General features: G+C 62.1%; 19 protein-coding genes and 1 pseudogene. 7 read left to right on the forward strand and 13 right to left on the reverse strand.

Annotation, left to right across the window (positions count from 1 at the left end; all coding sequences use genetic code 11):
* Positions 1-46: 46 nt before the first annotated feature.
* Both ACIPQ1_RS11135 and ACIPQ1_RS11140 read right to left on the reverse strand, forming a co-directional pair.
* Positions 47-718, reverse strand: coding sequence for an FCD domain-containing protein (locus tag ACIPQ1_RS11135; protein WP_186704947.1), 672 nt, complete (start codon positions 716-718; stop codon positions 47-49).
* Positions 719-933: 215 nt separating this feature from the next.
* Complete coding sequence (locus tag ACIPQ1_RS11140; RefSeq protein WP_411387422.1) at positions 934-2,100, reverse strand: MFS transporter; 1,167 nt, start codon at positions 2,098-2,100, stop codon at positions 934-936.
* Positions 2,101-2,237: 137 nt separating this feature from the next.
* Between ACIPQ1_RS11140 and ACIPQ1_RS11145 the strand changes: the two genes are divergently transcribed.
* Positions 2,238-3,629: an aminotransferase-like domain-containing protein gene (locus ACIPQ1_RS11145; protein WP_446534104.1), complete on the forward strand. Its 1,392-nt coding sequence runs from the start codon at positions 2,238-2,240 to the stop codon at positions 3,627-3,629.
* A 253-nt stretch (positions 3,630-3,882) separates the two neighbouring features.
* A complete protein-coding gene (locus ACIPQ1_RS11150; protein WP_446534105.1) occupies positions 3,883-6,030 on the forward strand; it encodes a TonB-dependent siderophore receptor in 2,148 nt (715 codons plus the stop codon).
* Between the two features lie 67 nt (positions 6,031-6,097).
* On the opposite strand, the gene ACIPQ1_RS11155 is transcribed toward ACIPQ1_RS11150, so the two are convergent.
* Both ACIPQ1_RS11155 and ACIPQ1_RS11160 read right to left on the reverse strand, forming a co-directional pair.
* On the reverse strand, positions 6,098-6,832 hold the full coding sequence (locus ACIPQ1_RS11155) for an SDR family NAD(P)-dependent oxidoreductase (protein ID WP_186728586.1): 735 nt from the start codon (positions 6,830-6,832) through the stop codon (positions 6,098-6,100).
* A gap of 369 nt (positions 6,833-7,201) precedes the next feature.
* Complete coding sequence (locus ACIPQ1_RS11160) at positions 7,202-7,408, reverse strand: tautomerase family protein (RefSeq protein ID WP_003202537.1); 207 nt, start codon at positions 7,406-7,408, stop codon at positions 7,202-7,204.
* A 128-nt stretch (positions 7,409-7,536) separates the two neighbouring features.
* Between ACIPQ1_RS11160 and ACIPQ1_RS11165 the strand changes: the two are divergent.
* Positions 7,537-8,454 (forward strand): annotated as a pseudogene (locus ACIPQ1_RS11165) (LysR substrate-binding domain-containing protein); the annotation flags it as partial.
* Between the two features lie 191 nt (positions 8,455-8,645).
* On the opposite strand, the gene ACIPQ1_RS11170 reads toward ACIPQ1_RS11165, so the two are convergent.
* Positions 8,646-9,077 (reverse strand): nuclear transport factor 2 family protein, encoded by a 432-nt coding sequence (locus ACIPQ1_RS11170; protein WP_250963176.1) that lies wholly within the window; start codon positions 9,075-9,077, stop codon positions 8,646-8,648.
* A gap of 965 nt (positions 9,078-10,042) precedes the next feature.
* Between ACIPQ1_RS11170 and ACIPQ1_RS11175 the strand changes: the two genes are divergently transcribed.
* Positions 10,043-10,405, forward strand: a complete 363-nt coding sequence (locus ACIPQ1_RS11175) for a DUF6124 family protein (RefSeq protein WP_003202533.1) — start codon at positions 10,043-10,045, stop codon at positions 10,403-10,405.
* A gap of 101 nt (positions 10,406-10,506) precedes the next feature.
* Here the strand turns inward: ACIPQ1_RS11175 and ACIPQ1_RS11180 are convergent, their stop codons facing one another.
* Complete coding sequence (locus ACIPQ1_RS11180) at positions 10,507-11,403, reverse strand: LysR substrate-binding domain-containing protein (protein ID WP_446534106.1); 897 nt, start codon at positions 11,401-11,403, stop codon at positions 10,507-10,509.
* A gap of 107 nt (positions 11,404-11,510) precedes the next feature.
* On the opposite strand from ACIPQ1_RS11180, the gene ACIPQ1_RS11185 reads away from it, so the two are divergent.
* From ACIPQ1_RS11185 to ACIPQ1_RS11195, 3 genes are all read left to right on the forward strand, one after another.
* Positions 11,511-12,881, forward strand: a complete 1,371-nt coding sequence (locus tag ACIPQ1_RS11185; RefSeq protein ID WP_411387427.1) for an MFS transporter — start codon at positions 11,511-11,513, stop codon at positions 12,879-12,881.
* On the forward strand, positions 12,878-14,152 hold the full coding sequence (locus ACIPQ1_RS11190; RefSeq protein ID WP_446534107.1) for a glucarate dehydratase family protein: 1,275 nt from the start codon (positions 12,878-12,880) through the stop codon (positions 14,150-14,152). The genes ACIPQ1_RS11185 and ACIPQ1_RS11190 overlap by 4 nt, the downstream gene beginning before the upstream one ends.
* 415 nt (positions 14,153-14,567) lie before the next feature.
* Positions 14,568-15,752 carry a porin gene (locus ACIPQ1_RS11195; RefSeq protein ID WP_411387428.1) on the forward strand — a complete coding sequence of 395 codons (1,185 nt, stop codon included), beginning with the start codon at positions 14,568-14,570 and terminating at the stop codon, positions 15,750-15,752.
* 221 nt (positions 15,753-15,973) lie between these two features.
* Here ACIPQ1_RS11195 and ACIPQ1_RS11200 read toward each other — a convergent pair whose 3' ends face one another.
* Genes ACIPQ1_RS11200 through ACIPQ1_RS11230 form a run of 7 tightly spaced genes read right to left on the reverse strand, consistent with a single transcriptional unit; the run spans position 15,974 to position 21,526 of the window.
* Entirely contained in the window at positions 15,974-17,470 is a 1,497-nt protein-coding gene (locus ACIPQ1_RS11200) for a cytochrome D1 domain-containing protein (RefSeq protein ID WP_446534108.1), read from the reverse strand.
* Positions 17,467-18,309: a uroporphyrinogen-III C-methyltransferase gene (gene cobA / locus ACIPQ1_RS11205; RefSeq protein ID WP_446534109.1), complete on the reverse strand. Its 843-nt coding sequence runs from the start codon at positions 18,307-18,309 to the stop codon at positions 17,467-17,469. The genes ACIPQ1_RS11200 and cobA overlap by 4 nt, the downstream gene beginning before the upstream one ends.
* 40 nt (positions 18,310-18,349) lie before the next feature.
* A complete protein-coding gene (gene nirJ, locus ACIPQ1_RS11210; RefSeq protein ID WP_446534110.1) occupies positions 18,350-19,528 on the reverse strand; it encodes a heme d1 biosynthesis radical SAM protein NirJ in 1,179 nt (392 codons plus the stop codon).
* Complete coding sequence (gene ahbB, locus ACIPQ1_RS11215) at positions 19,522-20,148, reverse strand: siroheme decarboxylase subunit beta (protein ID WP_446534111.1); 627 nt, start codon at positions 20,146-20,148, stop codon at positions 19,522-19,524. Before ahbB (ACIPQ1_RS11215) ends, nirJ begins: the two co-directional genes overlap by 7 nt.
* Positions 20,123-20,566 (reverse strand): Lrp/AsnC family transcriptional regulator, encoded by a 444-nt coding sequence (locus ACIPQ1_RS11220; RefSeq protein ID WP_250963167.1) that lies wholly within the window; start codon positions 20,564-20,566, stop codon positions 20,123-20,125. The genes ahbB (ACIPQ1_RS11215) and ACIPQ1_RS11220 overlap by 26 nt, the downstream gene beginning before the upstream one ends.
* Entirely contained in the window at positions 20,559-21,071 is a 513-nt protein-coding gene (gene ahbB / locus ACIPQ1_RS11225; RefSeq protein WP_250963166.1) for a siroheme decarboxylase subunit beta, read from the reverse strand. The genes ACIPQ1_RS11220 and ahbB (ACIPQ1_RS11225) overlap by 8 nt, the downstream gene beginning before the upstream one ends.
* Complete coding sequence (locus ACIPQ1_RS11230) at positions 21,068-21,526, reverse strand: Lrp/AsnC family transcriptional regulator (protein ID WP_411387433.1); 459 nt, start codon at positions 21,524-21,526, stop codon at positions 21,068-21,070. The genes ahbB (ACIPQ1_RS11225) and ACIPQ1_RS11230 overlap by 4 nt, the downstream gene beginning before the upstream one ends.
* Positions 21,527-21,528: the final 2 nt, after the last annotated feature.

A 21,528-nucleotide genomic window follows, 5' to 3' on the forward strand; every position in this document is an offset into this window, starting at 1 on the left:
GGGTTTTAACTATCGCCGATGACGAAATCGGCACAGTACCAATGTATCAATGGCTGGAAGGCAGGAACTTGAACAAGGTTTCGCAGACCCCGGCGATGTGCTCGTCCAGCAGCGCCACGGCCCGTTCGACATCACCGGCGCGGCAGGCCTTGATGATTTCCCGGTGCTCATGATCGGCACGGTCCTTACCGGCCGACAGGCTCATCTGCATGCGCAAGTACCGCTCCAGCTTGTCGTGCACCGAGCGGATCAGGCTCACCATGAAGGGCCGTTGCGCTGGCTCGTAGAGGCAGGCATGCAGTTGCCAGTTCAGTTCGGCCCAGCGCCCGACGTCGTCTTCACCGATGAACTCCTGGCAGATGCTTTCGGCGCGGGCGAAGGTGTCTTCGGTCATGTTGGGAATCGCCAGGCGCAGGACTTTGTCTTCCAGGAGCATGCGCACTTCGAACATCTGCGCCAGCTCCGCCTCGGAAATGCGCGTCACCATCGCCCCGCGATTGCGCTGGAACATCACCAGGCCCTCGGCCTCCAGACGCTTGAGAGCTTCGCGCACGGGAATCTTGCTGACGTTGAACTGCCGGGCGATGTCATCCTGGCGAATCGGCTCGTCCTCGGCAAAATGCCCGGCCACGATGGCATCGCGCAAGTGGCGGGTGATGATTTCCGAGGTGGACGGGGTGTTGCCCAGGTCTGGCAGGTTGAACTTGGATAAAGTCACGGCAGCGGGTCGTTCGGCTTAGGTGGGGATATGGTATACGACTTTGCCGGACCGAGTGTCCCGGGGCGGCGTCAGCCAGCCCTGTTTGTACCGGGTATAAAGTGGACTCTGTGGCGAGGGAGCTTGCTCCCGCTGGGCTGCGCAGCAGACCCGAGATTTTGCGATTGCTGCGCAATCGAGCGGGAGCAAGCTCCCTCGCCACAAAGGTTTTATGTTTAGCCATGGGACAGGTGGGCTACATAAGCCTGCGTTCGGACGATGCGCCATCCCGTGACAACCGCCCCCGCCAACAACGCCAGGCCAAACACGATCAACGCCACGTCAGCGCCGAAAGCGTCAGCCAGCAACCCGGTCACCACCACCGGAATGCTGAACCCGACATAGGCGAACAGGAAGAACCCGGCACTGACCCGGGCCTTTTCCGCCCCAGCCATGGCCGTGATGGCCGACAACCCGCCCAGGTAAAGGAAACCGTAGCAGGCGCTGCTGGCCCCCAATGCCCCCAGCAGCACGGCGAACAGCGAGCCGACGCTCGCGCCCCAGGCCAGCAACGCGTAGCTCGCGGGCAGGATCAACAGGCCCAGACACGTAGCCCTGGCCGGTTGCAGACGTCGCACCCAAGGCTGGAAGAGCAAGCCGCAACTGATGACCGTGAAGGTCGACAGGCCAGACCAGCGCTGCAAATCATGGGTCGCCAGCACGGACGGCAATAGGGCGATGACCAGGCCCGACGTCGCCCAGGCCAACAGCATGGAAAAACTGTAGGGCAGGCTGCCAGCGGGAAACAACGGCAGGCGCAGCAGCGGCGCGTCTTTGATTTTCAGCACCGGGTCCGGGAGCCGCCAGACCACGACGATCGCCAGGGCGGCCAACGCGAGCTGCAACCAGAAGCTGCCGGGCGTGGCACTGTGGTGGACGAACAAGAAGAGGCTGGTCAACGCTGCCCCCAGGCCAAAGCCCAGGGAAGTGCTGGCGGTCACCCGGTTGGCCGGTGCGCGGGTATCGCTGGTTGCCATGAGCTCGGCCATATAGGCGGTCGACGTGGCCGAAGCCAGCCCGGTGCCGACCCCCATCATCAGGCGCGCCACGCCCAGCGCCACCAGGTTCGGCCAGAGGATGGTCACCAGCGTCGCCAGCATCGACAGCCCGAGGGCGACCAGGATCAACGGTTTGCGGCCCACCCGGTCCGCCAGCCCACCGAACGCCAGCAGCACCGGGAGCACGCCCAGCACATAACCGGAAAACGCCACCGCCGTGGCCCCGGCGCCGTAGCCGGACAACTGCGCATAGGTGGTGTACAGCGGCGCCTGCAGGTTGACCGCGAGGGTGATCAGGCAAAGACCGAAGGCCAGTCCCCAGGAATGTCGATGCGATGGGTTCAAAGGTGTTCCTTAAAGGGTGTGCATGAAGTCCCGGGGACTATCACTGCCGGGCACAACGCAAACAAGGAACAGCCGCCAGCCATTTGTGTTTAACTGTTTTCCGGAAAATCGAGAACACTTGACCAAGAGTGCCCACCGTGGACCTGAAGATTGATCGCAACGTTGCCGAGCCGGTGATCCGCCAGCTCGTGACGCACCTCACGGGTTGGATCGACGCCCATGGCATTCGCCCCGGCGCACGAATGCCGTCGATTCGCCAACTGGCTCGGGAAAATAGCCTGAGCCTGTCGAGCGTGATCAAGGCCTATGACCAACTGGTGGCCAGCGGGGTGCTGGAGTCCCGGCATGGCGCGGGCTTTTTTGTCGCGCAACAGTTGGCCCGGCCGGTGCAACCGCCACCTGATACAGATAACCCGTCGTGGCAGTTGTTCGACAATGAATCGACCCAGCTCAAGCTCGGTTGCGGTTGGCTGCCTGACGCCTGGCGCGACGACGCCGACCTGGGCCAGGCGATCCGCCAAGTGGTGCGCAGCGACAACCACGCATTGTTCAACTACAGCACCCCGTTGGGTTCGCCTCATCTGCGCCTGCACCTGCAAAAACGCCTGGGTCTGATCGACATCCACGTCGCCCCGACACAGATCATCACCACCCAAGGCGCCAGCCAGGGCCTCGACCTGCTGGTGCGAACCCTGCTCAAGCCCGGTGACCTGGTGCTGGTGGAAAGCCCCGGCTACTACAACCTGTTCAATTTGCTGAAATTGCACGGAGTGAAGACCGTGGCCGTGCCGAGAACCGCCCAAGGCCCGGACATCGCCCGCCTGGAAGAGCTACTCGGCGAGCACAAACCTTCGTACTTCTTCATCAACAGCATGTACCAGAACCCCACCGGCACCAGCCTGGCGCCGAGCGTGGCCTACCGCTTGCTGCAACTGGCGACGGCCCATGACTTTCGCCTCATCGAGGACGACATCTACGCCGACTTCCAGAATGGCCCGACGTCGCGCCTGGCTTCCCTGGACGCACTGGAGCGGGTGATCTACCTGGCGAGCTTTTCCAAGACGCTGTCCAGCTCGCTGCGCATCGGTTACGTGGTGGCCCAGCCCGACATCATCCAGCGCCTGGCCGAGGTCAAGATGGTGACCGGCATTGGTTGTTCATTGCTGGCGGAAAACGTAGTGGCGACGTTGCTGGCCAACGGTGCCTACCGCAAGCTGATCCAGCGCTTGCGCCAGCGCCTGAACAAGCAGATGGCAAGTACGCTGCGCCAACTGGACCCGGCCCACTGGGAGATCTTTGCCGAGCCGATGGGGGGCCTGTTCATCTGGGCCAGGCCGCGCTGCCTGGCGGCGCAGCGGGTGCAGCAGATCGCCCGGGAGCTGCAGATCCAACTGTCCCAAGGCTCGACGTTCCTGCCGCAAGGGGAGGTGTGTGATTGGCTGCGGTTGAATGTGGCTTATACCCAGGATGTACGTGCGCAGAGGTTTTTCCAGCGTGTCGAGGAGGAGTCGATTGCGGTGGGGCAGTAGGGTTTGGGCAGATTGATCCGGCGCCATCGCGAGCAAGCTCGCTCCCACAGTGGATTTTCGGTGACACGGAGCTCATGTGCACCACAACCCCCTGTGGGAGCGAGCTTGCTCGCGATGACGGACTGACCGGTCACAAAAAACATGGGTGTTAATGGGAATAGATATCAAACAACAATGAGTTACTGTATCTTTCGCGACACATTCTTGTCAGCCTCCCGATGTGGAGGCTTTTTTCCATTAGGATTGTGCATCGATGCGTCGGATTCTCGTTTCACTGTGTGTGCTCCAAGCTTATTCCATTCCCACCTGGGCCGAAGAGCCGATCCCTGCCAAGCCGGCCTCCCTGGAGTTGCAAGCCACCGATATCGTCGGCAATCCAGACTATGAAACGGCGCAGGGCCCGGTGAAGGGCTATCACGCCACCCGTTCGGCCAGTGCGACCCGTACCGACACGGCGATCCATGAAACCCCGCAATCCATTTCCGTCGTTTCCCGCGATGTCGTTGAAGACCTCAGTGCCACGCGCCTGCAAGACGCCCTCGATTACGCCGGCGGCGTAGGCCGGGCGAACAACTTCGGCGGCCAGGGCCTGACCACCTTCACCGTCCGCGGTTTCACCACCGGCGAGTTCTACCGCAACGGTTTCCCGATCAACCGTGGCTACCCGAACATGCCGGACGCCAACACCATCGAACGCCTGGAAGTCCTGCGTGGCCCGGCCACCATGCTCTATGGCCGTGGCGACCCGGGCGGTACCTTCAACGTGGTGTCCAAGCAGCCGTTGGCCGAGCGCACGGTGACCCTGGGCAGCCAGGTCAGCGACCAGGGGATGCGTCGCGGCACGCTCGATGCGTCCGGTCCGTTGGACGAAGAAGGGCGCCTGGCTTATCGCTTGAACGTGGTGGGTGAGGGCGGCGATACGTTCCGCGACCACGTCGAGACCGAGCGTTACGGCATCGCGCCGGTGGTGAGCTGGCAGGTCAACGACACCACGCGCTTGACCTTCGAAGGCGATTTCATGCGCAACAATGCGCCGCTGGACCGTGGCCTGACCCATTACGCCGGCCAGCGCGGCACCGCGTCGCGGGATACGTTCTTCGGCGAGAAAGACGTGGGCAAGCTGCACAACGACAACAACATGCTACAGGTGCGTTTCGAGCACATGCTCAACGACGACTGGACCCTGGCCGGCGGCACCCAGTGGCTCGACGGCACCTTGCAGGGCAATGCCGTGGAGGGCAACAGCATCGGCGCCGATGGGCGTACCCTCAGTCGCAACTTCAACTACCGCAAGCTGGAATGGACCGACCGGGACACCCAGCTCAACCTCACCGGGCATTTTTCCACCGGTGGGTTCGAGCACACGTTGCTGACGGGCATTGAGTACGAAGACTACGATTACCAGTCGATCATTCAGCGCTCCTCTGGTGCCGCCGGTACCTACCCGATCGATATCTTCGATCCGGTGCATGGCCAGCCACGCCCGGCATTGACGCGCACGCCTACCAATGACCAGGAAAATCTCAAGACGTTTGGTCTGTTCGTCCAGGATCAGGTGGCGTTGACTGAGCGTTTGAAGGTGTTGGCAGGGGCGCGTTTCGAGCATTTCGAGCATGAGTACGAATCCTTCGTCCCTCAGGCTCGGCCCGGTAGCCGTAACTGGGACAAGACTGAAAATGCCGTCACCCCACGCCTGGGAGTGATCTACGATCTGACCGATACCGTGGCTGTCTATGCCAATACCGCCCGCTCGTTCAAACCCAACACCGGAGCGAGTCGCCAGGGTCAGGGTGAGGGATTCAAGCCGGAAGAGGGCAAGTCCTATGAAATGGGCGTCAAGTGGGAAGCCCTGGATCGTCAGTTGAGCGTCGACGCGGCGATCTACCAGATTGAAAAGCGCAATGTGCTCACGCCCGACCCGTTGGATCCCACCTTCAACGTGGCCGCCGGGGAAGTGCGCAGCCGTGGCTTTGACTTGAACGTGGCGGGCAACCTGACGCCGGAATGGCGCGTGATCGGCGGTTATGCGTATGTGGATGCCGAAGTGACCAAGGACATCAATATCCCGTCCGGCACCCGCTTGCTCAACGTGCCCAAGAACTCCTTCAGCCTGTTGAACGTCTACGAGTTCCAGAACGGCGGCCTCAAGGGCCTCGGCCTGGGCCTGGGCGCCAAGTACGTCGATGAGCGGGCCGGCAATACGGCGGCCAGCACCTTTACCATGGACAACTACACCGTCGTCGACCTGCTCGGCTACTACAAGGTCAATGAGCGGATCCGCCTCAACCTGGACCTGAAGAACCTGTTTGACGCCGACTACGAAGAAGGTGCATTCGGTGGCGTCTACGCGTACCCAGGCGCACCGCGAACCGTGCAGGCTGGTATCTCCTACACGCTCTGAATCCGTTGCGTCACGAAAACCCCGAAGGCCTGGCCTCCGGGGTTTTTGTTTTTTGCCACTTGCCTATTTACCACTTGCCTGTGCTCATCCCGCCGTCCACCGGCAGTATCGCGCCGGTCGTGAAATCAGCACCCGCCAGGTACAACACGGCCTCGGCAATTTCCTCGATGGTGCCCACACGACCGGCCGGGGCCAGGTGGTTGAGGAAGTCGCGGTGCGCCGGGTCGTGCATCGGCGTGTCAATAATGCCAGGAGCAACCGCGTTGACCTTGATGTTGTGGGGCGACAGTTCCAGGGCCAGGGCGCGGGTCATCTGGTTGACACCGCCCTTGATCAGCACCGGCAGCGCGGCCGGCACCTGGATGTTCGGTTGCAGGGCCACGGCAGCTGAGATGTTGATGATGAAGCCTTGCTGGCGCCCGATCATGTGCGCGGCAGCGGCCTGGCTGGCAAAGACGAGCCCCTTGAGGTTGGTGTCCAGCAGCGCGTCCAGGTCCTGGGGGCTGTATTCGACGAAGGGTTTAGGCAGGAAGAACCCGGCATTGTTCACCAACCCGTCAACGGCGCCGAACGCCTCGACGGCTTGGCTAATGAGGGCGGTTGAGGTGGCCGGGTCGGAGATGTCGCCAGCCACGCCGAGGAAACCGGCCGGGTGACCAAGCTCGGCGGCGGCGGCGTCCAGGCCGGACGGGGAGCGGGCGTTGCCCACCACGTTGTAGCCTCGAGCGAGGAATGCCTTGACCAAGCCCAGGCCGATACCGCTGGAAGCGCCGGTGATGATGACGGTTTTGTTGAGGCTCATGATTGACTCCTGATCACATTGAGTTGAACCGGTGCGCCTGTGTTGGCGGTGGTTGAGCTCAGGGTATTGATGCGCCAGGGTTTGATAAATAAGGCTTCCGGTACTTGAGTTGATACGTCATGTAATCAATTTCGAACACCCATAAATCCCTGTGGGAGCGGGCTTGCTCGCGAAGGCGGTGTGTCAGCTACAGAGTTCTGACTGAAACTCTGTCTTCGCGAGCAAGCCTGCTCGCGATAGCGTCAGGCCAGTCAGTACTGATATTGACTGACACACCGCTATCGCGAGCAGGCTCGCTCCCACAGGGTCGGCGGGTTGGCAGGCAGAAAAAAGCCCGGTCAGTTGGACCGGGCTCGGGAGGGGCAAGCCTTATTCCTTCGGAAGACTTCGATACTGCGTCGTCGTCATCCCCGCATATCCCCAATTATCCGTGTCGACTTCTTCGATCACGATATGGGTCAAATGCGGGTCCTTGCCCAGCACGCGCTGGAGGGTTTCGGTGATTTCGGAAATCACCTGGGCTTTCTGTTCACGGGTAACGCCGTCTCGGGTAATTCGCACATTGACGAAAGGCATGGTGCACTCCAACTGATGGGAAATGGACGCAGGCCAACGCCCGCGTGTTGCAAGGCCACTGTATTTATACGCCACGTACTGATAAACAGGCATTTGGAAACTTCAGTTGATACGCGGTGTAACGAATCATGAAGCGTCATTTCGAAGACCTGCAGTTGGGCAGCATAGAACTGTTCTGCCTCGCGGCAGAGGCGGGCAGTTTCACCGCGGCGGCGCAGTTGGCAGGCGTTACGCCTGCGGCAGTGAGCCGCTCGATCTTTCGCTTGGAAGAGCGCCTGGGCTCTCGGCTTTTCGTGCGCACCACCCGCAGCATCCGACTGACCGAAGCCGGCAGGATCTATTTCGAGCAATGCCGGCAAGCGCTGACGCAACTGGTCGAGGCGCAACAGGAAATGATGGGCGCGCAATCGGTGCCGTCCGGGCAACTGCGCATCAGCCTGCCCACCACTTACGGCCACTATCGCATCCTGCCCTTGCTCCCGGCTTTTCGGGCGCTGTACCCGCAAGTGACGGTGGACCTGCACCTGAGCAATCGAAACATCGATTTCGTTGCCGAAGGGTATGACCTTGCCATCCGGGTGCGGGCCCAACCCGATTCGTCGATGATCGCCCGGCTGCTGGAAGACGCGAAGCTGGTGGTGGTCGCCTCCCCGGAGTATCTGCGCAAGGCCGGCACGCCGCAGGTGCTTGAAGACCTGGATGACCACGAGTGCATCCAGTTCGAACTGCCCAGCAGCGGGCGACGGATTTCCTGGCTGTTCAATGTCGAGGGCAAGGAGAAGGAAGTGTTCGGACAGGGCGGGTATTGCTGCTCGGATGATGTACTGGGCGGGGTGACGTTGGCCAAGCATGGCGCAGGATTGTTCCAGACCTACAAATTCATCGTGGAACAGGAGCTGGCCAACGGGCAGTTGCTGGAGGTGCTAGCGCCGTACGCGGGACGTTCGCGTCCGTTCACGTTGCTGTATCCCCATGGGCGGTACGTACCGCAGCGGGTGCGTGCTTTTGTGGATTTTCTGCTGCAGTACCGGGAGCAGTGGGCCGCGACTTGTGGTAATCCCCCCGGCGCGGGCCGCATTCCGTGGCGAGGGTGGGGGCTCCCGCTTGAGTGCGAAGCGCTCACAGAAAGGGCCGCTACGCAGCCCAGCGGGAGCAAGCTCCCTCGCCACAGGAATCACAGCAGCCTCAAGTGAACAGAATTCCGCTTGCCACAGAGGTCTTCCCGGTCAACCCGCTATCAGAACCGAAACGCCTGACGCCCGATCAGCAGCCACTTGCCATTCTTCTGCTTCTGCCAGATCTGGAAGTTCTCGATCTCCGTCGGCACCACTTCAGTGCCCTTGAGCGCCTGGGCCGAGAAGTGATTGCGCACCAGCGCCACATCACCGGACAGGGTGATTTTCTGATTTTTCATTTCCAGGGTCTTGAACGCACTCTTGCCCGTTTCGATGTCGGCGATGAAGGCTTTCTTGTCCTGGATGTTGCCGCTGGAGTGTCCATAGGTCAGGTTCTCGGCGGCCAGTGCCTGGAGCTGGGGGATGTCTTTGTGCAGCATGGCTTGGGTCAAATGATCGACCGCCTGGGCCACTTCCTGCTCGGGCGATGTAGCGGCCGTAGCGTAGCCGCCGAACAGGCACAAGAAGCCGATGACCAATGTCGCTTTTTTCATGGGGATTTCCTTGTTGTTGTAGGTATCAGGAACGCGAGCGAAGCATGCTCGTCGGTCATCGTACAACCTGAAGTGAGGCGTTGGCAAACCAGCCGGGCGCATGGCTCAAGAGCGCTGATAATGTGGCGAGGGAGCTTGCTCCCGCTGGGCTGCGCAGCAGCCCGAAAAACTGCTCCCCATAAACCTGGCACACCTCGGTGTCAGTACCAGGGGCTGCTTCGCAGCCCAGCGGGAGCAAGCTCCCTCGCCACGGGTTTCACAGGCCACAGTTCGATCGTTCCCACGCTCCAGCGTGGGAATGTCGCCAGGGACGCTCGGCGTTCCGCTTCTGGAAGGTGACGCAGAGCGTGGGAACGATCAAACGATCAAAGTCCAATCGGTCTATGAGGAACCGCAGGTCAATATCGGGCAAGGTGCCATTTGATAACGCAACAAGTTGTAGCCGGCCAACTGTAGGAACATTCCCCAAAGCATCCGCCAACGTATTATCTACGGCATGAGCTCGTTTAATATCGATGACCCCGGAGCCTCCCATAAGACACTGTATTTACACCAATACAGCCCCAATAAATAACGAAGAAAAAATCGACCCGTTTAATTGTCGTAAACATATCCAGCGCGACACGTTTAAATACACTCCACATTACGCCTGAAAGGCTACGAGACCTTGCGTCCTTACTTACGCATGCGTCAGAATCCGCTGGCTTGTGCGCTTTGCCCCTGGCCTCTATCGTTTACCTGCCACTGCCCATCAGTGGTCGGGTTTAGTAGCCCATCAGGTTTGGTGAAGTGCTTGAGCACTGTTCAGTCAGGTCATTTATATGCCTGAACTAAATGGTGGTTGTGCGCAGGGCGTCCTCGGGCGCGCCGGGTTTTGCCAATCCTGCCGGTCTACTAACCTGCGTACAGCCGCCACCCTTCTTTTAGTAGAGAACGGTTGCAGCTCCAATATAGGATTGTCAATTATGTTCAAAGTAACTCCCAACCCCCCGGATATCGACTCGGTACTCTACGGCGACTCTCTCGACCCTGAAAAATTGAAAGAGGCGGCAGACCGCGCGCTCAAGCACTACCTGAACCCCGGGGCAACGAAAACGCAGATACAGCCCCGCAAGCCCAGCACGATCTTCACCATCGACGCAGCGGTGGATGACGAAACGTTACTCGTTGAGGCGTGCGAATCCTTGGCATCCGCCAGCGTGATGGTCAGCGACCTCACCGATTTGACGGACGGCCCAAGACGCCAAACGATGCTGGTGCTGCAACGGGTCATCATGTTGGGTGAGTTAGCGGTCAATCGAGTACTGGATAACCACAAGCCTGGGTAGTCACCAGGTAGTGTTGTGGGGGCGCTGCAAGCGCCCTCACAACCTAAGTCCACGACGCTCGGTCAGCCACTGCCAACCCCATGGGCCTTGTTGCTCCGCCTTCACAAGCCTTCCCGAACCGCCCCCCGAATCCCTTCCAGCAACATGGTAAACGCCGGGTTGTCATTGTCCTCCCGCCACACCAGGTGCAACTCACTCTGCACCCCTTCGCCCAAATCGATCTCGCGAAACACCACGTGCTTGAACACCACGCTGCTGGCGCAACGCGGTACCAGGGCCAGGCCCATGCCGGCGTTGACCAGGGCCAGGATCGTCAGCGACGACCCCAGCCATTGCACGAATTGCGGTGCGACCCGGGCCGAGCGCAGCATGCCGGTGAGCAGTTCGTTGAAGGGCGGGTAGGCGGCGTGGGAGTACATCAGGAACGGTTGTCCGTCCAGGTCCTGGACGCTGACGGTTTCAGCGCTGGCCAGCGGATGACCCGCAGGCACCGCCAGCACGAAGGGTTCGCGCACCAGGCATTCGGTGGCGTAGCTGGTTTCCAGCAGCGGCGAGCGGACGATGCCCAGGTCGATGCGCCGGGCGCGCAGGGCTTCGTGCTGTTGGTAGGTGTTCATTTCCGCCAGGACGATTTTGACCTGGGGCTGTTTCAGCCGGGCCTCGGCAATCACCTTGGGCAAGAACTCGTACACCGCGCTGCCGACGAAGCTGATGGTGACCGAGCCGATGTCACCCTTGGCAAAACGTTTGGCGGCCTCGGCGGCCTGTTGCGCCTGTTCCAACAGGTTCTGCGCTTCGATGAAAAACGCCCGGCCGGCGGCGGTGAGCGCCACGCTACGGGTGCTGCGGGTGAACAGTTCGACGCCCAGGTGATGCTCCAGCAATTGGATCTGCCGGCTCAGCGGTGGCTGGGTCATGTTCAGGCGTTCGGCGGCACGCCGGAAGTTGAGTTCGGTCGCCACGGTGGTGAAGCAGCGCAACTGGGCCAGTTCAAACATTGATTCAATCCAGGTATCAATCAAGTGCCAAGTTAGATTAGACGGGAACAATCCGCCGCGTCCATCATCGTCCCGTTCCCCACAAAAACAACGATCGGGAGGCACCCTTGAATAACGTAACGGACTCCACCCATGACAACACCCTGGCGCTCGCGGCGGCCAAGGTCAAACGTCATGTGCTGCCGTTGGTGGTGGTGATGTTCATCGTCAACTACATCGACCGGGTCAACATCGGCTTCGTGCGCAGCCACCTGGAAACCGACCTGGGCATCGGCGCGGCGGCCTACGGGCTCGGCGCCGGGCTGTTCTTCATCGGCTACGCGCTGTTCGAAGTCCCGTCCAACATGCTGTTGCAACGCTACGGCGCGCGGGCCTGGTTGACGCGCATCATGTTCACCTGGGGCGCGGCCGCCATGGCCATGGCCTTTGTGCGCGGCGAGACCAGTTTTTATGTGCTGCGCTTCATCCTCGGCGCGGCGGAGGCAGGGTTCTTTCCCGGCATCATCTATTACTTCACCCAATGGCTGCCCGCCAACGAGCGCGGCAAGGCGATGGCGATCTTCCTCAGCGGCTCGGCCATCGCCTCGGTGATTTCCGGCCCGGTCTCCGGCGCCTTGCTGCACATCAGCGGGATGGGCCTGCATGGCTGGCAGTGGATGTTCCTGATCGAAGGTTTTGCCTCCATCGTGCTGTGCGGGTTCGTCTGGTTCTGGCTGCAATCGCACCCCAGCCAGGCCAAATGGCTGACGGCCGAAGAGAAGACTGTCCTGATCGCCGCGATTGCCGAAGAACAGCGGGCTAGGGAAGCCACGCAAGTGATCAAGCCGTCGATGTTCAAGTTGCTGGCCGACCGACAGATCGCGCTGTTCTGCTTCATCTACTTTTCCATCGCCCTGACCATCTACGGCGCCACGTTCTGGCTGCCGAGCATGATCAAGAAAATGGGCAACCTGGGGGACTTCCAGGTCGGTCTGCTCAATTCCATTCCGTGGATCATTTCCATCGTCGCGATGTACGGTTTTGCCGCCCTGGCCGGCAAGTGGAAATTCCAGCAGGCCTGGGTCGCGGTGACGCTGGTGATCGCCGCGTTCGGCATGTTCATGTCCACCACCGGCGGGCCGATCTTTGCCTTCGTGGCGATCTGTTTCGCGGCCATCGGTTTCAAGGCGGCCTCGGCGCTGTTCTGGCCGATTCCCCAGGGCTACCTGGATGCGCGCATCGCGGCGGCGGTGATCGCCCTGATCAATTCCATCGGCAATCTTGGCGGCTTCGTGGCACCGACGGCCTTCGGTTTCCTGGAGCAGACCACCGGGTCCATCGAGGGCGGACTGTATGGGCTGGCGATCACTTCCCTGGTGGCCGCCGTGGTGATTTTCTTCGCCCGTACCAAGCCGGGCCGCGATAAGCCGAATTCACTGTCCGGCCGACCGGAAAAAAACCAAGCCTTGAACCCTGGCCCATCGGGAGCCGCTGTATGAAGATCAAACGCGTCACCGTCACCCCCATCGCTTTTCGCGACCCACCCTTGCTCAACGCCAGCGGTATCCATGAACCGTTCGCGCTGCGCTCGATCATCGAGATCGAGAGCGACAACGGTTACATCGGCCTGGGGGAGAGCTACGGCGATGCCCCGGCCCTGGCGATCCAGCAGCAGTTGCAGAGCCAGTTGATCGGCCTGGACCCGTTCAACCTCAACCAGTTGCGGGCCATCGTCCAGGCGACCGTCGCCGCGCAGAAGCCCGCCAGCGTTGCCGGTGCCGAACTGGCGCCGGGTTCCCACGCGAGCAAGGCGGTGAGCAATGCCTATTCGGCGTTCGAAGTGGCGTGCCTGGATTTGCAGGCCCATTACCTGAACGTGCCGTTGGTGGACCTGCTGGGCGGCGCGATCCGCGACGAGATTCCGTTCAGCGCCTACCTGTTTTTCAAGTACGCCGAGCACATCGATTCGCCGTACCCGGCCGACAATTGGGGCGAGGCGCTCAACGAAGAGCAGATCGTCGCCCAGGCCCGGCGGATGATCCAGGACTATGGCTTCAAGAGCATCAAGCTCAAGGCTGGCGCCCTCGATCCGGAGCATGAAGTCGCCTGCATCAAGGCGCTGAAACAGGCGTTTCCCGGCTACCCGTTGCGCATCGACCCCAATGGCAACTGGTCCATGGAAACCTCGATTCGCATGGCCGAGTTGCTGGGGGATGACTTGCAGTATTACGAAGACCCGACGCCCGGGCTGGATGGCATGGCCGAGCTGCACAAGCGCACGGGGCTGCCGCTGGCGACCAATATGGTGGTCACCGATTTCGATGAGTTCCGCCGCAGCGTGGCCCTGGACAGCGTGCAGATCGTGTTGGCCGACCACCATTACTGGGGCGGCCTGCGGGACACCCAGGTGTTGGCGAAAATGTGCAGCACTTTCGGCCTGGGCGTGTCGATGCATTCCAACTCGCACCTGGGCATCAGCCTCATGGCCATGGCCCACGTCGCGGCTGCGGTGCCTAACCTCGACTATGCCTGCGACACCCATTACCCGTGGCAGGAGCCGGATGAAGAAGTGATCAAGGGCGGCAAGCTGCCGATTGTCGACGGCTGCGTGAAGATCACCCGGGCGCCTGGGCTTGGCTTGGAGCTGGACCGGGATCAACTGGGCAAGCTGCATGAACAGTTCCTCAGTTGCGGCATTCGCCAGCGCGACGATGTGCGGCAGATGCAGCGTTACCGGCCGGATTGGAAGACCGTCAAGCCGCGGTTCTGAGCCGAAGGCGAGGGGCCTGCTGCGCAGGCCAGCGGGAGCAAGCTCCCTCGCCACAAAAGCAACACGGTGCAAACCCTGTAGGAGCAAGTTTCTTCATCACAAAAGCTGGATCTGACTTCAATTTTGAGTGTGGGGTGCGACCCCTGTGGCGAGGGAGCTTGCTCCCGCTGGGCTGCGCAGCAGCCCCAAACCAGCCAACTCACTATGACTGCCCAATGGGTTGGTCCTCCCAAGCCACCTTGCGGCCCACACCCAAAGTACCGCACCCGCCAGCCTCGCCGTCTTACACCCAAACTGCCGCGCCGGGCCGGCGCTGCCAAAGCATCCGCCAATCGCTCCCAAGGCAGCGTATGACGTGCCCTGGCGCCTTTCGATAATCGCCTCCGACATCCCGTCCCCTGTTGCGGAGCGCGCCATGCACAACAATAAAAATACCTGCCTGCGTTTTTTGCCTGCGGTCATCGCCGGTCTTTCCAGCCTGGGCCTGACGCCTTGGGCCCACGCTGAAATCATGCTGTACGACAAGGACCAGACCACCTTTTCCACCGACGGCTACATCAACGCCTTCTACGTCAACAGCGACGTGGACCGCGCCGGTGAGCAGTACGACCGTCGGCAGGCGCGGGTCAAGATGGGCTTTTTGCCCAACTACCTGGGTTTCAACATGGGCAAGCAGGTCGATGACCTCAAGCTCGGCGCCCGGGCCTCGTTCTGGGTGACCATCAACGACAGCGAAACCAACGGCACCGACACCGCCATCGACGTGCGCCAGTTCTACGGCACCGTGGCCAATCCGGAGTGGGGCGAGGTGCTGGTCGGCAAGGACTTCGGCCTGTTTGCCCGCTCCAACATCCTGCTGGACGAGCTGCTCGCCGGTTATGGCCAGGTCAGCGATACCCTGGGGCTGGTGGACGGCGGTGGCGTCTCGTTCGGCAACATCGGCAGCGGCTATCCGTACCCGTTCCCGACCTCGCAGATCACCTACCGCACGCCAGTGATGGAGGGCTTGCGCGTGGCGGTGGGGATCATGGACCCGGTGGACACCAACGACAACAGCGCCACCGGCAAGGCCTACCAGGAAAACCCGCGTACCGAGAGCGAGATCACCTACCAGTTCGACCTGGGCGGGGCGAAGATCTACAGCTGGCTCAACGGCAGCTACCAGACTTCGGACAACACCGATTCCACGGTCGAGTCAGTGACCTCCAAGGGCCTGGGCTACGGCGTGCAGGCCAAGATGGGCGGCCTGTCGCTCACCGGTTCGGGGTTCCAGGCCAAGGGCATCAATCCGTTTTTCACCAACAACGCCGGTGAAGCGACCCTGCGCAATGTCGACAGCAAGGGCTATCTGTTACAGGGCTCGTACAAGCTGGGCAAGAACCGCTTGGCGCTGTCCTACGGCAAGACCGATGACGACGGCAACGGCGTGGTGGGCAGTGGTGCCGATTACGAAACCCGTGGCATTGCGCTGTTCCATGACATCAACGACAACCTCAAGCTCGTGGCCGAGTACAACCAGTTCGAAATCAATGGCCACGATACGAGCGCCCAGAACGAAGATACCGACACGTTTGCGGTGGGGGCGGTGCTTACCTGGTAAGGGTGAAACGTGGTGTGTCAGGCCTACTTTGGGGCCGCTTCGCAGCCCAGCGGGAGCAAGCTCCCTCGCCACAGGGGTGCGCTCGTACTCAAAAATGAAGTCGACCACTGCTTTTGTGGCGAGGGAGCTTGCTCCCGCTGGGCTGCGAAGCAGTCCTGAGACCTGACACCCAGGTGTCTCAGAGCGGTTGATATTGGGGGCTGCGCATCAGCCCCTTTTTTTCAATGCGACGTCCCCTCGGCAAACTCGATCTTGTTGCCGACGTTGTACTTGCCCGAAGGCTTGTTCATGGGCAGTCGCTTGATTTCCTCAAGGGTGTCGCTGTCGTAGACGATCAGCGCGCCATCGCTATCCCAGATGCTCAACAGCAGGTAGCGGCCATCGCGGGTGAACTCGACATGGGCGGCGGTCTTGCCGGGCATGGGCCGCAGGGTGTGGGCGATTTCCAGGGTCTGTTTGTCGATCAGGTGGATGGCATCGTTGTCCGGGCCGAAGAACACATCGGTCCAGGCGTAGCGGGAGTTGGCGTGACTGCGCAGGAAGAAACCCGGCCCCAGCGTGGGGATCTGCTTGATGACTTTCCAGGTGTCGAAATCGATCACCGAGATCAATCCCTTGCTGATGTTGGGCGTGGCGAACACCCAGTGTCCATCGCGTTTCCAATAGGTCCCCGAGCCCAGGTGTGGCATGCCCGGCAGCGCGATGTCAGTGACGATCCGCCCGGTGTCGAGGTCGATCACCTGGCCGCCCTGGGCCTTGCGGGAGGTGGCGAGCAACTGCCGGTAATCAGGCGAGAAGGAAAAATCATCGAGGTAATCCTCGGCCTCGATCCGCCGGGGCACGAAGTCCGGGTTCGGTCCGGTGGACAGTTCCCAGACCTCTTTCACATCTTTCAAGGCCACGATGAAGCTGTTGCGCGGCGGCGCGGTATACACCGCACTGACCCGCGACGGCTGGCCGTCCAGCCCCACCGTTGCAACGGTCTTGACCAGTGACAGGTCGCGGGCATCCAGCACCACCACATTGCCCGGCAGGGTGTTGCCCACCAGCACCCAGCGCCCGTCCTTGCTCACCGCCAGGTTGCGGGTATTGAGCCCGGCCCGCACCTCGGCGATCAGCGTGAGGTTGTGCAGGTCATACAGGCTGATCCAGCCGTCCCGGGAGGCGAAATAGACGAAGCGTCCGTCCGGGGAAAATTTCGGTCCGCCATGCAGCGCAAAGTGTGAAGCGAAGCGCGCCAGGACCTCGAAGCGATCGCCGTCGACAATATCGACGTGATGATCGCCAGCTTCCACCACCACGAACAGGTTCAGCGGGTCGGCGTGGTGCTGGGGTTTGTCGGGCAGGCTGGCGACATCCGCCAGCAGGCGATGACTGCGGCGCGTATCGGCCTCGCTCCAGGTCGGCTCGACGGCAGGCGGACGTTGAAGGTAGTGGGTCAGGCCATCGATCTGCGCAGAAGTCAGCACTGCGCCGAACGCCGCCATCTGGCTGGCCGGGCGTCCATGGGTGATCACCTGGCGGATTTCGTCGGGCTTGATCCGGCTCAGGCTTTGCGGCAGCAGTGCCGGCCCGGCAGCGCCGATGCGATTGACCCCGTGGCACTGCTGGCAGTGTTGCTGGTAGGTCTGTTCGGCCCATGCCAGGTCCGGTTCAGGCACCGAGGCGCCGTGGACGGCACCGATCCACAGTAGCGGGGCAAGCCAGCCGATCCTCATGACGCCACCCTCGCCATACCTGGCTGGTGCGGGAGGACCGGGTGCAGACGGGCTGGATGTTCCAGCAACTGATGGGCAAACAAGCCGACCACCTTGCCGATCACCGTCAAGGTTGGCAGGCCCTCGGCGCACGCCTGCGCCAGCTCCGGCAGTTGCTGGAGCGTGCCGCGCAGGACCTGCTGGTCGGGGCGCGTGCCGTTGCTGATCAACGCCGCCGGCGTATCAGCCGTCAGGCCCGCCGCGATCAACTGCGTGGCAATGGTGCCGAGGTTCGACAAGCCCATGTAGAACACCAGGGTCTGGCTGTCATCCGCCAGGCTTTGCCAAGGCAAGTTCAAGTCGCCTTCGCGTTGCAAATGACCGGTGATGAAACGGCAGGAATTGACCAGGTCGCGATGGGTCAAGGGAATGCCGGCGTAAGTGCTGCAACCGGCCGCGGCGGTGATACCGGGCACGATTTGGCAATCGATACCCCGCGCCAGCAGATACTCCAGTTCCTCGGCGCCGCGACCGAAGATGAACGGATCGCCGCCCTTGAGCCGCACCACCCGTTGTCCCTGGTCGGCCAGGTCGGCCAGCAGTTCGTTGATCTGTGGCTGGGGCAGGCTGTGGCAGCCGGCGGCCTTGCCGACGTAATGCCGGGCGCAGGTGAGTGGAATCAGGGTGAGCAATTGCGCGCTGATCAAGCGGTCGTAGACCACCGCGTCGGCCTGCAGCAACAGGCTCCATGCGCGCAAGGTCAGCAGGCCCGGGTCACCGGGGCCGGCGCCGACCAGGGCGACCTCGCCCGGTCTGAAGGGCGATTGCAGGGCAGCGGGCAAAACGATGGAGGCAGGCATGGGACTTCCTTGGTTCGGTATCAGGTTCGCCGTCGGTTCATCAGGCGCAGGGCAGCGCAACGCTGGGGATCGGGTGCAAGCCAATTTCGTCATCGCTGAGGTGGCAGCCGGGGTCCTGGCCCCACAGGTCGCCGTCGGCCCAGGCGCGGGTACGGGTATTGCCGTTGCAGATGTCCAGCCATCGGCATTGCCCGCAGCGGCCGCCCACGGCCCGGGGGTGTTCGCGCAGCTTCAGCAGCAGGGCATCGGGGCGATCGAGCCAGAGGATCTTGAACGGTGTCTGGCGCACGTTGCCCACCGAGTGCTGCCACCAGTAGGTATCGGGGTGGACTTCGCCGGTATTGTCGATGTTGGCAATGCCGCTGCCCGAGGCATTGCCGCCCCAGGCCCGCAGCATCTGCTCCAGTGCGGTGTAGTGCTGGGGCAAGTGCCGGGATACCCAGTGCAGCAAGAGGATCGCATCGGCATCGTTGTTGCCGCTGACGAAGTCACTGTCGCGTCCCTGTTCGATGTCGCGCCAGGCCCTGTCGAAGATCAAGTCCATGGCCTCGCGGCTCATCTGCTGCTGGGCATCGAGCTTGCGACTGCGCTTGCCGCGGCCGCTGTAGTTGAGGTGCGACAGGTAGAATTTCTGTACGTCGTATTCATCCATCAAGTCCAGCAAGCGTGGCAGCTGGGCATGGTTTTGCTGGGTGAGGGTGGTGCGCAACCCGACCCGGATCCCTTGCTCGCGGCAGAGCCGGATGGCCGCCATGGAGCTGGCGAAGCTACCCTTGAGCTGGCGGAATTCATCGTGGGTCGCTTCCAGGCCATCGATGCTGATGCCGACGTAGTCGAAATTCGCCGCGGCAATCAGTTCGATGTTGGCGGCGTCGATCAATGTGCCGTTGGTGGACAGGGCCAGGAAAAAGCCTTTGTCGCGAGCATAGGCACTGAGCTGGAACAGATCGTCGCGCAGCAAGGGTTCGCCGCCGGACAGGATCAGCACGCGCACGCCGGCATCATGCAGGTCGTCGATGACCCGGAGTGCCGCCGCTGTGTCCAGTTCATCGCGAAACACGCTGTCGGCGGATGTTGCGTAACAGTGCTTGCAGGTCAGGTTGCAACGCCTGAGCAAGTTCCAGATCACCACCGGCGGGCGCTGGCTGCCCGGTGGCGCGACACGTGGGGCGGGGCAGTGCCCGGCCAGGGCTCGCAGGTAGTGGCTGATCCTCAACATAAGTCGCTCCGTGGGAGCAAGGCTTGCCCGCGATGAAGCTGATGCCGCTCTTCAGAAACCGACGCCCCTGTTTCGCGAGCAAGCTTTGCTCCCACAGGTGTCAGCCGCAGGCCGGTTTTTTTCAGGATGCGGCTGCTCACCAGCATGTCGTCGGCGGCGCAGGCGTCCCCCAGCAAATAGCGCAGGTGTTCGCGGTAGCGGTCGATTTCTTCGCGGCTGCGGCCGTGGACCATGGCGAACAGGTTGTAGCGCCAACCGGGTCGGCGCGGGCGCCGATAGCAGTGGCTGACAAAGGGCTGTGCTCCCAGCAGGGCGCCGAGGCGTGCGATATCGGCATCGGCCACGTCCCACACCGTCATGCCGTTGTGGCGATAACCCAGGCGATAGTGATTGGGCACGGCGGCGATGCGCCGGATCGCGCCTTCGGCCTGCAGGCGCTTGAGCAGGTCGAGGGTGGATTCCACGCTCAAGCCCAGTTGTTCGGCCAGCCAGGCCCAGGGGTCTTCGAGCAAGGGCAGGCCGGCCTGGGTCAGTTCCACCAAACGCAGGGCCAAGGGCGTTTCATCCAGCCATGGCGGCGCTTGCCACAACGACTCAGACGGGGAAGTACAGGCCGACATGGTAGGTCTCCTCTTTGGGCAGGTTCAGCGGCACCAGGCCGGTCAGGTGCTCGATGCGCAGCAGGGTGTCGTTGATCGCCTGTTCGCTGGGGCAGGCGAGCACGAACCACATGTTCCAGGTGTGTTCGCGGCGGTAGTTGTGGGCGACTTCGGGCATGTCCGCGAGCAGCTCGGCGATGGTTTCGAAGCGCGATTCGGGCACCGCCAGTGCCGCCAGGGTGAACGCACCGCCCAGGCGATCGATGTCGAACATCGGGCCGAAGCGGGTCAGCACGCCGTCGTTGAGCAGTTCATGCAGGCGGTCGAGCAGTTCGGTCGCATTGCTGTCCAGTTCCTCGGCCAGGGCCTGCCAAGGATGACGGACCAGTGGCAGGCCCAATTGCAGGCGATTGATCAGGCGCCGGTCGAGGTCATCCATCGCTGCGGGCTCCGACCGGTGCGGCGAAACGTCCGCCGCATTGCTTGAACAGGTGCGTGCTGAACAGTAGCTGGTGGGGCAGGTCGTCCAGCAGGTGTTCTTCCAGCAGCGCCTGGACCTGGGCCTCGACGCGGTCACGCTGGCGCCCGTGGATCATGCAGAACAGGTTGTATTGCCACTGGGGCAGGCGCCGTGGACGCTGGTAGCAAAGGCTGATGCCCGGGGCCTGGCCGAGGCGCCGGCCGACTTCATCGACCAGGGCGTCCGGCACATCCAGCACCAGCATGGCGTTAGCGGCAAACCCCAAGGCGCGATGGTTGACCACCAAGCCGACACGACGGAACAGGCCCTGTTCATGCCAGCGCTGCACCTGTTCGAGCACCTGTGGCTCGCTGGCCTCGATCTGTTCGGCCAAGGCCTGGAAGGGACGGGATGTCAGGGGCAGGCCGGTTTCCAGCAGACGGCGCAAGGCCAGTGACTGTTGTTCGCTCAGGGTGATGTTCATGGGGTGGCCTCCAGGGCAAAGCCCAGGTCGATGCGGTAGGCGGTGAGCATGGGCAGGTCCAGGGGCGTGAGACCGGTGTCGTGTTCCAGTTCCTGGAGGATGTTGTCCAGGTGCGCCCGGTTGGGGCCGGTCAGCACGAACCAGAGGTTGTAGCGATGTTCCCGGGCATAGTTGTGATTGACTTCCGGGTATTGACTGACGCGTGCCGCCACTTGGTGCAGGCGGTCTTCGGGCACGGCCAGGGCGGCGAGGGTGCTGGCCCCGGCGCGGGTGTGTTCGAACACCGGGCCGACCCGCGATAAGGTCCCGGCCACGTGCAGGTGTTGAAGGCAATCGATGACCTGGGCTTCGCTGCAGCCCAAGGTCTCGGCCATGGCCCGATAGGGTTCGGCGCACAATGGCAGGCCATGCTGGAATCGATCGATCAGGCGCCGGGCCAGTGAGCTGGGTGTCATGG

The sequence above is a fragment of the Pseudomonas sp. LARHCG127 genome, from assembly GCF_052871455.1.

Coding starts and splice junctions, on each gene's coding strand:
- cobA (WP_446534109.1), bottom strand. CDS start 18,309: ATGCCTGCCTCCATCGTTTTGCCCGCTGCCCTGCAATCGCCCTTCAGA.
- ACIPQ1_RS11180 (WP_446534106.1), bottom strand. CDS start 11,403: ATGTTTGAACTGGCCCAGTTGCGCTGCTTCACCACCGTGGCGACCGAA.
- ahbB (WP_446534111.1), bottom strand. CDS start 20,148: ATGTCGGCCTGTACTTCCCCGTCTGAGTCGTTGTGGCAAGCGCCGCCA.
- ACIPQ1_RS11175 (WP_003202533.1), top strand. CDS start 10,043: ATGTTCAAAGTAACTCCCAACCCCCCGGATATCGACTCGGTACTCTAC.
- ACIPQ1_RS11195 (WP_411387428.1), top strand. CDS start 14,568: ATGCACAACAATAAAAATACCTGCCTGCGTTTTTTGCCTGCGGTCATC.
- ACIPQ1_RS11220 (WP_250963167.1), bottom strand. CDS start 20,566: ATGGATGACCTCGACCGGCGCCTGATCAATCGCCTGCAATTGGGCCTG.
- nirJ (WP_446534110.1), bottom strand. CDS start 19,528: ATGTTGAGGATCAGCCACTACCTGCGAGCCCTGGCCGGGCACTGCCCC.
- ACIPQ1_RS11170 (WP_250963176.1), bottom strand. CDS start 9,077: ATGAAAAAAGCGACATTGGTCATCGGCTTCTTGTGCCTGTTCGGCGGC.
- ACIPQ1_RS11200 (WP_446534108.1), bottom strand. CDS start 17,470: ATGAGGATCGGCTGGCTTGCCCCGCTACTGTGGATCGGTGCCGTCCAC.
- ahbB (WP_250963166.1), bottom strand. CDS start 21,071: ATGAACATCACCCTGAGCGAACAACAGTCACTGGCCTTGCGCCGTCTG.
- ACIPQ1_RS11190 (WP_446534107.1), top strand. CDS start 12,878: ATGAAGATCAAACGCGTCACCGTCACCCCCATCGCTTTTCGCGACCCA.
- ACIPQ1_RS11160 (WP_003202537.1), bottom strand. CDS start 7,408: ATGCCTTTCGTCAATGTGCGAATTACCCGAGACGGCGTTACCCGTGAA.
- ACIPQ1_RS11230 (WP_411387433.1), bottom strand. CDS start 21,526: ATGACACCCAGCTCACTGGCCCGGCGCCTGATCGATCGATTCCAGCAT.
- ACIPQ1_RS11150 (WP_446534105.1), top strand. CDS start 3,883: ATGCGTCGGATTCTCGTTTCACTGTGTGTGCTCCAAGCTTATTCCATT.
- ACIPQ1_RS11155 (WP_186728586.1), bottom strand. CDS start 6,832: ATGAGCCTCAACAAAACCGTCATCATCACCGGCGCTTCCAGCGGTATC.